General features: G+C 54.0%; 9 protein-coding genes and 1 tRNA gene. 4 read left to right on the top strand and 6 right to left on the bottom strand.

Annotation, left to right across the window (positions count from 1 at the left end; translation table 11 throughout):
• Window positions 1–13: 13 nt before the first annotated feature.
• The 3 genes from NQF86_RS07770 to phoU are packed head-to-tail and all read right to left on the bottom strand — an operon-like array spanning window position 14 to window position 2,741.
• Window positions 14–1,225 (bottom strand): sensor histidine kinase, encoded by a 1,212-nt coding sequence (locus tag NQF86_RS07770; RefSeq protein WP_266117077.1) that lies wholly within the window; start codon window positions 1,223–1,225, stop codon window positions 14–16.
• Window positions 1,226–1,262: 37 nt separating this feature from the next.
• A complete protein-coding gene (locus NQF86_RS07765; RefSeq protein ID WP_266117076.1) occupies window positions 1,263–2,000 on the bottom strand; it encodes a response regulator in 738 nt (245 codons plus the stop codon).
• 33 nt (window positions 2,001–2,033) lie between these two features.
• Complete coding sequence (phoU, locus tag NQF86_RS07760; protein ID WP_266117075.1) at window positions 2,034–2,741, bottom strand: phosphate signaling complex protein PhoU; 708 nt, start codon at window positions 2,739–2,741, stop codon at window positions 2,034–2,036.
• Window positions 2,742–2,930: 189 nt separating this feature from the next.
• On the opposite strand from phoU, the gene NQF86_RS07755 reads away from it, so the two are divergent.
• Window positions 2,931–3,851: an alpha/beta hydrolase gene (locus NQF86_RS07755; protein ID WP_266117074.1), complete on the top strand. Its 921-nt coding sequence runs from the start codon at window positions 2,931–2,933 to the stop codon at window positions 3,849–3,851.
• A 611-nt stretch (window positions 3,852–4,462) separates the two neighbouring features.
• Window positions 4,463–6,205 (top strand): DUF262 domain-containing protein, encoded by a 1,743-nt coding sequence (locus NQF86_RS07750; protein ID WP_266117072.1) that lies wholly within the window; start codon window positions 4,463–4,465, stop codon window positions 6,203–6,205.
• A 474-nt stretch (window positions 6,206–6,679) separates the two neighbouring features.
• Here NQF86_RS07750 and NQF86_RS07745 read toward each other — a convergent pair.
• Window positions 6,680–6,755, bottom strand: a tRNA-Glu gene (locus tag NQF86_RS07745).
• A gap of 481 nt (window positions 6,756–7,236) precedes the next feature.
• On the opposite strand from NQF86_RS07745, the gene NQF86_RS07740 reads away from it, so the two are divergent.
• On the top strand, window positions 7,237–7,572 hold the full coding sequence (locus NQF86_RS07740; RefSeq protein WP_266117071.1) for a hypothetical protein: 336 nt from the start codon (window positions 7,237–7,239) through the stop codon (window positions 7,570–7,572).
• Window positions 7,573–7,683: 111 nt separating this feature from the next.
• Here the strand turns inward: NQF86_RS07740 and NQF86_RS07735 are convergent, their stop codons facing one another.
• Entirely contained in the window at window positions 7,684–9,255 is a 1,572-nt protein-coding gene (locus tag NQF86_RS07735; protein ID WP_266117070.1) for a Hint domain-containing protein, read from the bottom strand.
• Between the two features lie 356 nt (window positions 9,256–9,611).
• Here NQF86_RS07735 and NQF86_RS07730 point away from each other — a divergent pair, with 356 nt between their 5' ends.
• Entirely contained in the window at window positions 9,612–9,929 is a 318-nt protein-coding gene (locus tag NQF86_RS07730) for a bacteriocin (RefSeq protein WP_266117069.1), read from the top strand.
• A gap of 190 nt (window positions 9,930–10,119) precedes the next feature.
• On the opposite strand, the gene NQF86_RS07725 is transcribed toward NQF86_RS07730, so the two are convergent.
• Window positions 10,120–13,828: autotransporter domain-containing protein (locus NQF86_RS07725; RefSeq protein WP_266117068.1), on the bottom strand; the 3,709-nt coding region annotated here is incomplete at its 5' end.

Raw genomic sequence — 13,828 nt, 5'->3', positions numbered from 1 at the left:
TAGGGGAAAGCGCTTAGGCTGGGGGAGCAGCGGGCAGCCAGATGAGACAGGTGGTGCCTTCGCCCGGTGTGCTGACAAAACGCAGGCGCCCGCCGTGACGGTCCAGAATCTGGCGGACAATGGCCAGCCCCAGCCCGGTGCCTTGCCCTGTGTCGGTGTTGTCAGAAATGGGGGCATCTGTGATGCGGTAGAAGCGTTCCGTCAGACGGGGCAGGTGATGGGCAGCAATACCCGGCCCGTTATCGGCCACGCTGAGCAGGACGCCTGTATCCCCTGCGGCAAGGTCATCATCCAGGCCGCTGCGCCGGGCATTCAGGCGGACATGGAGGGGGCGATCGGGTTGGGTGCCATAACGGATGGCATTCTCCATGAGGTTGAGGAGTACCTGTACCAGTTCGTCTTCATCGGCCAGAACGGTCAGGTCGTCTTCATGTGTCATGTCCAGCTGGCGGCTGGAATCCCGGAAGCGGGGCATGACCTCTCCCAGAACGGTGGCAAACAGCTCCCCGATATCCAGCTGTTCACGGGGGCGCTGATGCCCCTTCAGTTCCAGTTGGGAGAGATAGAGCAGCCGGTCGATCAGTCTCTGCATCCGTGTGGCCTGCTGGTGCATGATGTCCAGATACAGGCTGCGGGAGGCCGGGTCTGTCTGATCGCCACCGTCCCGGAGCAGGTCGATGAAGCCGCTGAGAGAGGCGAGAGGTGTGCGGAGCTCGTGGCTGGCATGGGCCACGAAATCGGCGCGTATCCGGTCGGCTGCCTGAATGGCGCTGCGGTCATCCAGAAGGGTGAGGACGAGGCTGTCCCGCCCGACTGTTCCGGGCAGACGGCGCATGGAAAGGCGGATGGTTCGCTGTATTGGCACGTCCAGACTGATGGTGGTGGAGCAGGCAGTGGGTATGTCGCTCTCTGGCATGAGAGGGGCATTCAGGGCGGTGTGCAGGCTGTTCCGTGCATTGGGATGGCGGAGCAGGGCGTGCAGGCTGTCACCATGGCGTGTCTGTGCTGCCCTGTTGCAGGCCAGAACCTGCCCCATGGCGCCAAGGACTAACGCCATGCCGGGAATGGTTTCAGCCAGCTGGTGGGGATCGTGAGTCTGTGGGGGGTGGTGGGGGACAGGTCTGGTCCGGGCGGCTGGTGGGGGGCTTTCCGGTTTGCTGATGCGGCGTGAGAGACGCCATGCCATTCCCCAGCCCGTGAGAGCGAGGAGGAGGCATGAGAACATGATGACCTCTGGCAGAAGGGGGGATGGCACCATGGATTCAGTCAGATGACTGGGCTTGTGGCGTATTTTCTTTCGTGTCGTCCAGAGCATAACCTGCTGCTCGGACCGTCCGTATCAGGTCAGGTTCTCCCTCGCTGTTCAGGGCTTTGCGGAGGCGGCGGATATGCACGTCCACGGTGCGCAGCTCCACATGCACGTTTGGTCCCCAGATGCGTTCCAGCAGGTCTTCCCGGGAGAAGACCTTGCGGGGGTTGCGTATGAACAGGTCCAGCAGGCGGTATTCGGTTGGCCCAAGGGCAACAGGGCGTCCGGCCCGTGTGACCTGATGGTTTTCTGGCTCCAGAGTAAGGGGACCGAACGTGATGAGGTCCTGACTGGGCCGTGTGCGGCGGAGCAGGGCCCGCAGGCGGGCATCCAGCTTGTCGGCACTGCATGGTTTGGTCAGATAGTCATCTGCACCAGTATCCAGCCCGCATATGACGTCCTGTTCGTCCGTTCGGGCTGTGAGAAAGAGGATGGGAAGGTTTTTCAGGCCCGGTTTCTGACGGATAGTGCGGCAGAGTTCCAGCCCGGAGAGACCGGGCATCATCCAGTCCAGCAGGGCGACATCGGGTTTTTCACGATCAAGGAAGGTGAGAGCCTGTTCGGCATTCATAACAGTACTGACACGATAGCCACGCTGGCGCAGGCTATGCTCCAGCAGGAGGCGCAGGGCAGGCTCATCTTCCACGACAAGGACAAAGCCTTTGCTGGTTGCCTGTGTGGATGCTGTCATGGCGTGATGTCCTTCCGTTGGGCTGATGAGGGGTTATGGTGGTGAAAGACCATCATCATGGGCGTGGGGGCGTGCTGAGGGTAGTGTGGTGCCCGTGACCATGAAGACGATGCGTTCTGCCATGTTGGTGGTGTGATCCCCGATCCGTTCCAAGTTCCTGATGATGAACAGGAGGGAGATATGGAGGCGGATGGTCTGGGGGTGATGTGTCATCTGCTTCAGGCAGTCGCCTGTCATGGCGTTGCCGTACTGGTCCACAAGCTGGTCTGCCTGCCATATGGCATGGGCTTCACGGGCATCTTTGCGCTCCAGTGCATTCATGACACGGCGGAGATGGTCCAGCACGAGCCGTCCCATTTCGTGCAGGGCGGTGCGGGCGGTGTGAGGGATGGGCTGATCCATCTGGTTCAGCCGCCGGGCGATGGAGCTGGCATAGTCGCCCATGCGCTCCAGTGCGGAAGCCATGGGAATACAGGCGATGATTTCTCGTAAGTCCACCGCCATGGGGCCACGCAGGGCCAGAAGCCGGATGGCGAGCGCTTCTATCTCATGTTCCAGAGCGTCAACGGCACTGTCCTGTTGTGCAGCTTCCAGTGCGGTTCTGGTGTCGTTTCCGGCGAGGCTTGCCAGTATGAGAGAAAGCTGATGTTCTACCAGTCCGCCCATCTGTTCCATGAGAGATCGCAGACGGAGCAGCTCATCTTCGTAACGCTGCACAATATGCTGCCGCTGCTGCATCATGGTCTGTTCCCTTCGTAAGCTGGACCAGTCTAGCCCAATTTCTGGTGAGCGGGAACAGAAGCGTCATCCTGGCCGGAATGCTCTGAAAGGGGCGGATTTGAGCCATTTTCTTATAGGAGGCTCTGTTATTTTACGGATATGTCATAAATATTTCATGTTTATGAACGCCCGTCGGGAGTGTGTTGGGAGGTGCTGAGGAATCGCCGTTCTTTTCTGCGGCAGAGCGTCTGTTTTGGTCTGACGGCGGCAGTTGGGTGGGAGCGGGGAATGGCGGGTGATGTATCGACCGTGCGGGACATGCTGCATGATGATGCTGATTTTTACCCTCTCTGGCCGGAACGCACTGAAGATGCTGGCAGGCGGTTCCGCGTGGGGCATGGCGGGCGGGTGTCTGATGTTCGTGTGCCCGGCCTGTATGTTGTTCGGCCTGTCCGGCCGAATGGAGCGGCTGTCGTCATTGCGGCAGGGGGTGGGTATCGGCACATTGCTGTAGGGCATGAGGCTCTGCCCGCCGCCCGCTGGCTGGCTTCATTGGGGATTACGGCGGCCATACTGGTCTACCGTTTGCCGGGCGAAGGGTGGGCTGAAGGTATGGAGGCCCCTATGGCGGATGCCAGACAGGCCCTGCATCTGGTGCGGTCTGGTGCTGTTGGTGGAATAATTGATAAGCAGCGTGTGGCCTTCATGGGGTTTTCTGCCGGTGGTCATCTGATGGGGCTTTCCGCATTGCAGATGCACGATGTGCCGCCAGCTTTGCTGATGCTTCTTTATCCGGTTGTCAGCGTGGCACCACCTTTTACGGGGAGCCGCACCAGCCGGGCCTGTTTTGGAGATGACCCTACGGAAGAACGGGCAGCCCGCTGGTCTCTGCCGCCGCATGTTCGGGCTGATGCCCCGCCTTTATTCATGGCCTACGCCGCTGATGACCCCATTGTGTCGCCAGAGCAGGAGGCTCTGCTGGGGCAAGCCTATCAGGCGCATCATCACCCCTGTGAAGACCATTGTTTCCTTGTTGGAGGGCATGGTTTCGGCATGGGGCGCAGGGACGGGCCAACGGAGCAATGGCCCGTTCTGGCGGAACAGTGGATGAAGCGGTGGGGCTTTGTGTGAGAGGATCAGGCCGGGTCAGGGAGTGATCATGGCTGGTAGGGAATGACATCGAGGCTTGTTTGCAAACATGTGTTTTTAGCCTTGCTTAGAGGGTTGTTGTGCAGACATCTAAACGGATGGTGCCTTTCAGGGGGCCTGTTTCATCCGTCATGGTCCTGTACAGGTTTTGTTATGCTTCAAGCAGGCGTTTGGCGTAGTGGAAGAAGGTCAGGTCTTCTTCTGGCCTTTCGATAGCCTTTAAACCTTATGCTTGGGCCGAGTTGTGCATCGGCCGGAATGAATACTGTCCTGCAGGCTTATAGCGTTTTGTGTATGGCTCTCATCCTGCTGTTTCTCACCCTTTGAATCTACTTCTGACAATATCAGTTATCTGAAGTAGTGTGGCATACCAGAAACTCGCTGCGGAGATCTTAGTCCGTTACGGGGGTAAGCCGAATGTCCATTTTGAGAACGGGAAGACCGAAACTGGAAATTCAGAAATACAGTGAGAGTACTCCATTTAGTTGTCTTTTCTAGACTGAGCTGAAATTCGGTGATTCGTAAATTGTATTTTTCCATAAATAAGGCAATATTGAATGCTGTCCAATATGAGGACATCACAGGAGGAATTAATGGCATTTATTGAACCAATTACGATCAAGGACGCTATTGAAAGGATAGATCGCAAGAACTACTTGCTCCCTGCCATACAGCGTGAATTTGTCTGGGCCCCCGGTCAGATTGGAAAACTCTTTGATTCCCTTATGCGGGATTATCCGATCAGCTCGTTTCTGTTCTGGGAAGTCGAAAGCGAGAACGTCGACAAATATCAGTTTTACGAGTTTATCCGTGATTATCACGAACGCGATAATTATCATAACCCTAAGGCTAATCTGAGTGGGAGTGCTGGCATCATTGCCATTCTTGATGGCCAACAGCGGCTTACTTCCCTGTATATCGGACTTAAGGGCTCGTATGCTCAGAACGTACTGAAAAAGCGCCGGAACAACGATGCCGTTTTCTCCAAACGATATCTTTATCTGAACCTTTTTTATGGGTCTGTAGAAGATAGTGATGTCGAATATGAGTTCAGTTTCCTGACACAGAAGGAGGCTGGCGTTCGAGATGACAAAAACTTTTGGTTCAAGGTTGGTGATATTCTCGATATCGTCGAGCCTGTCGATGTTAATGATTACCTTTTGAACAATGATGCAGCACAATTCGGAAAAGATAACTTCCGGCTGGCTAATAAGGCCCTGTTCAAACTGCATGACGTTATTCACAAAAGTAAATCAATTAATTTCTTTCTAGAGCGTGGTGAAGATTTGGACAAAGTTCTCAATATCTTCATCCGCGTGAATAGCGGAGGTACAAAGCTCAATTCTTCTGACCTGCTATTGTCCATTGCCACGGCACAGTGGAAGGACAAGGATGCGCGCGAGGAGATCACGCAATTCGTCGACGAGGTCAACGGTATCTGCGATGGTTTTAACATCAATAAGGACTTCGTATTGAAGTGTTGCCTTGTCCTAGCCGATTTTCGTGACATTGCTTTTAAGGTGAAAAATTTCAATAAGGCCAATATGCTCCATATTGAGCGGCAATGGGAAGATATCACTAAAGCCATCCGCAGTACGGTTATTCTATTAGCTAATTTCGGTTATAGCGGTGCGACATTGAAATCAAACAATGCGTTGATCCCTATCGCTTATTACCTGCAGAAGATTGGCTCTCCTAAAGATTTCGATATTGCTTCGAAATATGAGGCTGACCGCAAGGCGATATTCAAGTGGCTGGTGATCGTCCTGTTAAAGGGAACATTCGGCGGCCAGCCTGATAATGTGCTTCGCCCTATCCGTGAGGTCATTCGTGGCACTGACCAAGGTTTCCCGTTTGAGGAGATTGTAAGCAAGTTGAAAGGCACCTCGAAATCTTTGGCCTTTGACGAAGACGAGATTGCGAGACTTCTGCGCTACGGCTACAATGAGACGCCCACCTATTCCGTATTGGCTTTCCTCTACCCGACACTCGATTTTCGTAACAAGTTTCATCAGGATCACATTTTCCCGAAAAAGATGTTTACCAAGAAACGGCTGTTAGAAGCGGGTATCAAGGATGACGAGATTGATTTCTTCATGGCGAAGTTCAACAGTCTAGCGAATTTGCAATTACTCGAAGGTATACCAAACCAGGAAAAGTCGGATAAAGATTTCGATACGTGGCTAGCTAACAAGTATCCTTTGGAGGCAGACCGTAGGGACTACAGGGCAAAGCACTATATTCCTGATATAGATCTCTCCTTTGCTAACTTTCGTGAATTTATCGAGCAACGAGAGAAGCTACTTACCAACGCATTTAAAAATATGCTCGCCTGATGGTAGAGGCCAGGGCTACCAGGGCACTCTGCCTCGGTAGCCCAGTTTCGGCGGTAGTGGGGAAACGTGAGTTTACCGTAGGTAAATTGCTTCAGGGTCGATTGACCCATGGCTGACATATGAGCTTCAGTGTTTTGACAAACCATTATGTTCGAAATGCTGTCTGTCTCGCACGTTTTTCAGTGGACCAGCGGCGAGTCAGAGCTGACGATGCAAATGTCTTCATTCAGGCGGTCGTCGTTGATCGTTCTGCTGGTTTGATACGGGCCGGGGCCGCGGTATTAAATCCTTTTAGGGAGCGGTTTAGTTGTGGCAGCATTGATGTCTGATCTTTCCGGTTTGCTCATGCAAAGCCTTCTGATATCAAAGAGCTATGCTCTCCTGATTGGCTCAGGAATGACTCAAACCAACAATTTGGTAAATTAGGTATCGCTTCCAATTCGCTGCATCCCGCAAAAGATACGGTAGATGCTGTGGCGTCCCGTACGGGATTCGAACCCGTGTTGCCGCCGTGAAAGGGCGGTGTCCTAGGCCTCTAGACGAACGGGACTAAAGGCGTGGGTGTCCTTTACTGAATCATAAGGTGGTTGGTCAAGCCAGCAGCGGGGTATAACTGTCTGATTCTGAAGATTAGGGTCCTCTGCCATGTGTTGGTGATGATGGAATGCCGTCCCAGAATCATCCTGCAAGCCAATCGTTATCGTTCTTTTATGGCGAATATTCTGTCAGGCACGCCGTTTTTATACGGGGATAGTCTGACGACTGGTTGGGAAGGGAGCCGGGTGGTTTGTGTCATATCTTGTTGGAGTTAAAGAGAAATTCTGCGAATTTTAAAAGTAATAACCATAATTAAATTAGTATATAAAATAACTATGATGTATTAAATAATAGTATATATAATATTATTATAAAATTAATTTCAGTATCTATAATATTTTTTGTTGACTCCAGTTTTTTATTGTGACTTTTTGTTCTTGGAAGTTCCATGTAAAACTTCCGTTCTCTTAATAAAAATTGTGTGGAGACTTAAGATGAGAGCTCTTAGCACCCGTGAGCTGGATAGCGTTTCTGGTGGTTTTGGTCTGCTGGGCAACCTGCTCGGCGGTCTGTTGGGCGGTGCTCTTGGTGGTGGTCAGAACGTTCTGGCTCCTGCTGCTAACACCAACACGATTCCGGCAGCCAACTATGTTCCGAACGGTTACGCTGCAGCTGTAGCCGCACCTGCCCTCGGTGGTGGCGTGATGGGCCTTCTGTCTGCTCCTCTGCAGGCAATTTCTGGCTTCCTGCAGAACCCGCTTGGTAGCCTTGTCTCCCTCGTTGGTGCAGGCATCCAGCAGGCTGTGAATTTCGTCACACGTCTGATCTGATAAACCTTGCTGGCCCGATAAGGGGTGCATGGTAGGGTTTCTGTCCAGCTAGGGCAGGCTCTCTTTGGGGGGATGGTCCGTATGGGCCATCCCCTTTTCTGTTGGCTCTTATTATTGGGGTAGGATGTAAGGGCCAGCACTAAGGACTTCGATTTCCAACAGGGAACCCTCTGGCATGGTGATGTTCGGTAGAGGCAAGTGAGCCTGTCCGTTGGTCCAGCGGCAGGGGCTGGCCTCCATGACATCCCAGCCTGTGTTGGATGGCGCTGTGAGATGGGAGGTTAATGGCTGTTGCTGTCCTTCAGGATGGATGAGGATGATGCTGCCTACCAGCACACCCAGCAGGCGCCTGTCATCCACGAAGGGGCCGATGCTCTCACTGGGGCGGGCCGTGCGTGATGTAATGGACAGAAAAGGAACGGCGCCTTGCATTTGAAAAAGGTAATGAGACCCGTCTTTCCGAAGGAGAGGGAGCTCTGAGCCTTGAGGATCAAGTAGCCTGAGGGCCGGATCATCTGTCAGATGGTGATTGGGGGTGTCTGCGGGCACACCGAGCTTTTCTGCTCGCCGTGTCAGGGCGGTATGTATCGGTTCTACGAATGTGCGGTCCACCCGTAGGGGGGCCGCAGCATCATGGTGCCAGTCTTTGATTCTGTCGGGGAAGGCTGGGCCAGAGTGAATAATCGTGCCTGTATCTGGTGTGATGAAGCTGCCCCGGTTACCTGTATTCAGGTAGGTCTCGGAGAGGACACCATTGGCACTGATAATACGGTGTTCATAGGTTTCGACATGATGGATGTCGAAACATGTCCGTTCTTCCCGGGTGATTGTACTGTGATTGACTAGCATTCGGGCAGGGATAAAAGCGCCTTTTAGATACAGGCAGTGTTCTTCTGTGATGTACAGGTCTTGGAATGGGCAGTTTTTTCCGAATGTGTGGGGCTTGATGCGGATGGGCCAGTCATCAGGTGACGCTGCTGTGACGGATTTGTAGCCAACCCAGCGGAGATGTTCGACTCGTTTCTGATGATTCTGAAAACTATGGATAGCATCACCGGGCCGTAACTCCTCCACCTTCATCGGGCCATTGGGGGTATCTATCAGTGTGCCTGGCAGATAGCAGACAAGTTCCGGTGCTGATGATTTTGCCGAGCCAGCATCAGAAAGGCTGATGGCGCACCAGTTTCCGTCCAAAGGGAGATGATAGGGATTGCCGGGAATGAGGATGGTCGTATGGGCCGTGCTGGAGACGCTATAATCTTCATTCAGCTGGATCGTTGTCTGGTTATACTGTGCATCGTAGCGTTGCCGTGCGGCTGTTGAACTGTTGCTTTGTGTAGAAAAGGCAAGTTTGATTTTGAAACTGGGGGGCGGCGTTACGGTTAGATGAAGGGTAAGGGATAGATTTGTTGGCAGGACGGTACTGCTCAGCCCTTCATAATCAACAAGAAGCGTCCCGCCCTTACCGGGGTTTATGGTTAGGGTATGGGGGGTAGCCAGTGCAGCCGGGCTGACCAGCCCCTGCCATGAGGCTGGAGAAATGACCAGCGTGCCGCCCTGAAGATTGAAAGAATTGTCTCCAGAAAAAGATGGCAGATTATCCGGCATGAAAAGTGTGGCCTGAATGATGGCCTGTCTGGATTGGGGAAACCAGTTAACAGTCTGCCCGAATGGGATAATCATACGGTTCCGTTTTGGAAGTTACCCTGAAGGCTACGGAGGAAGAAGAACTAAGGCTAGGTCCCATTTATTTAGTGAAAATTAAGCAGAGGGAGGATGAAACGCTCTTTTAATCGAAGAATGTTTCATTGGTGGAAAATGAGGAGATGGTTATAAATGGATGTATAAAAAATCAATAAAATAAAAGAGTTGTAAAAATATATTTTCATGTTTATCTAAAAATAGAATCAGACAGCTAACAAAATTAATAGTATTTTCACCTAAAATATATTGACGGTTACCACGATTATTATGCCTTATTCTCTTGAGGGTTCGTTGTGGATTCTCTTATTCATCAGAAAATCTCTTGGAGACTCGTTATGAGAACTCTTAATGAGCATGAATTGAATCAAGTATCTGGTGGCTGTCTGCTGCTGGAAGCTGTATCTGCCCTTGGCGCTACTTTGTTGGGTGGCCTGTTGAACTCAGGGGGAGGCCACACAATGGCGCAGAACTTGGCTGGGGCCCAGGCTGATATGGCGGAGCATGGCACGCCCCTGCCAAGACCCGTTAAGAAGGGGCTTGATAGTGCTCTCCAGAAGGGAGCTGGGTTCCTTGAGGCCCTGACGCATGATGTTGCCGGGCATATCAGTGCAGGTATTCGTGATGTCGCTGATCTGCTGGGGCGTCTGTTCTAAGAGTACTGGTAGAACCGGGGAAGTATCCTGGGTTTAAGATGTAGAAAATGTCAGGCTGTCAGTTACTGGAGGGCGGGTCTCATGGCTCGCCCTTCTGTTTGTGAGGTGGCTGAATGATGCCGATAAAAAAGGGCGGGCCAGAGGAAACTCTGGCCCGCCCTAATGAGGCATCCATCTGAATGGAGTTCGATCAGAACTGCATCCTGAAGGAGCCGGTTGCGCCGCTTTCGGTGGACTGGTTGCCGTACTGGCCGATGTAGGACAGGTCCAGATCGATCCGGTCGGTCAGCTTGGCTGTCAGACCTGTATCAATAATGGCAGCATTGCTGGAGAGCAGAACACCGCCCACATCCATGTCGCTGCTGTTGCCTGTCGAGACAAAGGCTTCATGCATATGGGAGCCGAGCTGGCCGAAACCATGACGGTAAGCGCCCATAATATGCGGCATGAAGACCATCTTCCCGATACTGACCTTTGTGGAGGCCCGGAACCCGAAGGTGGAGAAGGTCACGCCACTATCTGTCCCACGGCTGTGCAGCGCTGCGGAGTTGCCATGCTCACGATAGCTGTTTGTCTGCATATTGACGTAAGCCACGTTCATGAACGGTTCGAACACGCTGTTTGCGCCATGCAGCTTATAGCCAAGCTCTGCGAAGCTCTGGGCTGTACCACCCAGATAGCTGCTGCTGACACGCCCGCCATATTCGCCAACGGCAATATGACGGCGGGTGTTGATGACGTTCCAGCTATAGGCTGCACCAAGGCGCAGGTTCAGGCGACCCCAGTGCGTCCCAGCATAACCACCAACGGTGATATTGTTGCTGTTACCGGAGGAAGACCGGCCCCGTGCAACATTGAACTGGGAATGCCCGTAGGAGAGCATACCACCCACACGCCAGTTGCTGCCACGGACAGGCGCATCCGCCCCCATGATGAAGCCTGCCGTGTTGTGATGCATCAGGGCAGCATTGCCATCCCCGCTATTATGGCCCAGCCCGCCATAGGCCTGGCCCCACATGGTAGCGTGGTCGGAGTAGCAGGCACCGTTCTTCTCATGGGTCTTCAGGTCATAGACACTCTGCCCGTTGCGGCCATAGTCACAATCCACATTGGCCAGACGGTTCAGGACTGCATTCCGCATGTAGAAGCTGTCCTGAATCAGGGCCGTGCGGATGGAGGCATGTAGCTCGCCAGACAGGTTATCCAGAGCCTGTTTGGCCTGTGTGCGTGTCAGCTGCACCATGGCATCTGCCAGAGCGTCATTCTGGGAGATGTGATCAAGCCCGTTGCCGGTGGTGATCTGGTTGCGTGTGCCACCCACAGAGCCAAAGCCCTGGATGCTGCGGCGCAGGACGATATCGACATCATTGCCGGTATAGGCGAGTGCCGGGTCGAGATAGGCATATTCTGCGGCCAGATTGGTGTTCAGCGCATCATAATGCCCGGTGACACCGTCAGTAGCCGTCAGGACACGGTAGGCTTCGCCATAGGTCAGGCCAGCACCGGCATTCTGCACATGCAGGTCCAGAGTACCGCCCTGAATGGTTGCCTTACCGCTGACAGCAACATGGTCGGAGGTCAGCGCGTTATAGTTGAAGCCGCTGGTCTCCTGAAGCTGCTGACCTGTCGTAGCGCTCGTACCACGGATGCGGAGCACGGAGCCCTTGGCCATGGTCAGGTCGCCAGCGACATGGAGCGTACCAAGGTTGTTAGCTTCATAATGGCCCGGTGCCAGTGTAGCGCCGGAATCCACTGCTGTCGTGCCGACTGTGCCAGTCCCGGCCAGCGTGGCGTTCTGCCGCACAGCCATGGCGGAATGGGACAGGTCACCTTCGACAACCATCTCACCGGCCTCAATGTCAGTTGGGCCTGTGAAGTCAGAGCCGTTTCCTTCAAAGAAGAAGGTACCAGTGCCGGTCTTGGTCAGCGTGTTGCTGTCGCCCAGATGGTTTGAAAGCTGATCGGCATCGTCAGACGCATCGGCCAGTGTGGAGCCGCTGCCCAGTGTCATTTTGTTCTGATCCTGCACATCAAACACGGCACCTTGAGAGCCGATGCTGGTGTTCAGGTTGCTTGTCAGATCAGAGCCCTGACGGTTCTGGAGCGTACCACCATTCAGGACCAGACGTGCCTTTGAGCCTTCTTCTGCATTCAGGCCAGCCTGACCGTTGGCATCGCCAGCCACCAGCGTACCGCCATCCAGTACGTTCAGCGTGGCATTGAAGCCATTGCCAGTAGCAGGGGAGGCCTTGGCAAAGACAATCGGCCCGGAGCTCTGAAGATCAGCACCATTGGCGAGTGTCAGAGTACCTGCACCCGTAGCGCCAATTTTCAGTCCCTTGCCAGTTGTCAGTTCTGCGAGCGGTCCTGTGACCTCCAGCGTACCGTTATCGACATTTACGGCTCCCCCCAGAGCGGACTGGTTCGTCAGAACTTCATGACCGTTGGAAAGCGTCAGGCTGCCATTGCCGGAGAGGGACCCATTATAGGTATCAGCGGCATTGGTCAGGTTCAGCGTCCCGCCTAGTTTGCCATCAGCGTTACCAGAGAGGGACTTCACGACAGAACCTGCATCGGTCACGTTGAAGGTGCCACCATTAGCAGCCAGCGTGCCGTCTACCTGATTGCCATCAAGTGTCAGGCTGCCGTCATTCTGCGTGACGTTACCAGTGACGATATTGCCACGTCCCAGCGTCATGGTGCCGCTGTTGGTGGCGGAGGCAAGCGTACCACCCGTGGCGGTAAAGGTTGCCCCGGCCTCATTGCTGATATCTGTTGCCGTGCTGTTCGTGAGTTCAGCTGTGCCTGCCTTGTTTATGATGGCAGCCAGTGTGCCACCTGTAGCGGTCAGTGTGCCGCTGTTGGTGGTGAGACCAGCAACATGCCCGCCTTCAATATCGGTTGTCCCGGCATTGTTCAGGGCACCGGCCAGAGAACCGTTGAGCGTCAGGGCAGCCGGTGCGGTAATGGTGGTATCGCCGTTGAAGCTGTTATTGCCTGTTAGGGTCTCATGGCCACCAGCCACCGTCAGGCCACCCGCACCAGAGATGACACCGGCATAGACAGTGTCAGGTTTGGCGTCTGTTAGGGTCAGGGTCTGGTTGCCGAGTGTGATATCGCCTGTGCCACCGATATCCTTCACGGAGGCGCCAGTATCAGTCCCGCTGATGTCGAACCGGGCACCATCCTTGATATCCACCAGAGCAGACTGATCGATGCTGCCCTTCTGGGCCAGAGCCAGAACGCCGTTATCGAGTGTTGTCGTGCCTGTGTAGCTATTGGCGCCTGTCAGGGTTGCCTGTCCATCAGAGAGGGTCAGACCGCCCGTACCAGACATGGAACCGGCATAGCTGTCCTTGGCATTGGTCAAGGTCAGCGTGCTGTTCAGCGTACCATTTGCAGTTCCGGCCAGCGAGCCGACCTTGGAACTGTTGCCAGTAATAGTGAACAGGCCACCATTAGCAGTAAGCGTTTTCTGGATCGTGCTGTTATCCAGCGTCAGGCCGCCATCCTTCTGGGTAACATCACCGGAGACTGTGCTGTTGCTCAGTGTCATGGTGCCGTTGTTGGTAGCAGATGCCAGTGCGTCACGTGTGGCTGTCAGAGAAGCGCCATGAGTGTTGGTCACGTTACCGACAGAGCTGTCTGTCAGCTCGGCGGTACCAGCCTGGTTGGCGAGCTCAGCCAGAGCGGACTTATTGACGGTCAGCGTCTTGTTGTTGGTTGTGAGACCAGTAACCTTGCTGCCTTCAATGTCAGCCGTACCCTCATTGTCCAGCGTTCCATTGAGGGCATTGTTGGTGAGGGTGAAGCCTGCCTTGTTGATGACATTACCGACAGAGCTGTCTGTCAGCTTGGCGGTACCAGTCTGGTTGAGCAGGCCAGCCAGAGCGGACTTA

Source organism: Bombella pluederhausensis (genome assembly GCF_026385525.1).
In the GTDB taxonomy this organism is placed as follows: Bacteria; Pseudomonadota; Alphaproteobacteria; order Acetobacterales; family Acetobacteraceae; genus Bombella; species Bombella pluederhausensis.
The sequence above is the reverse complement of the archived record's forward strand: the minus strand, read 5'-3'. Positions and strand labels throughout refer to the sequence as shown.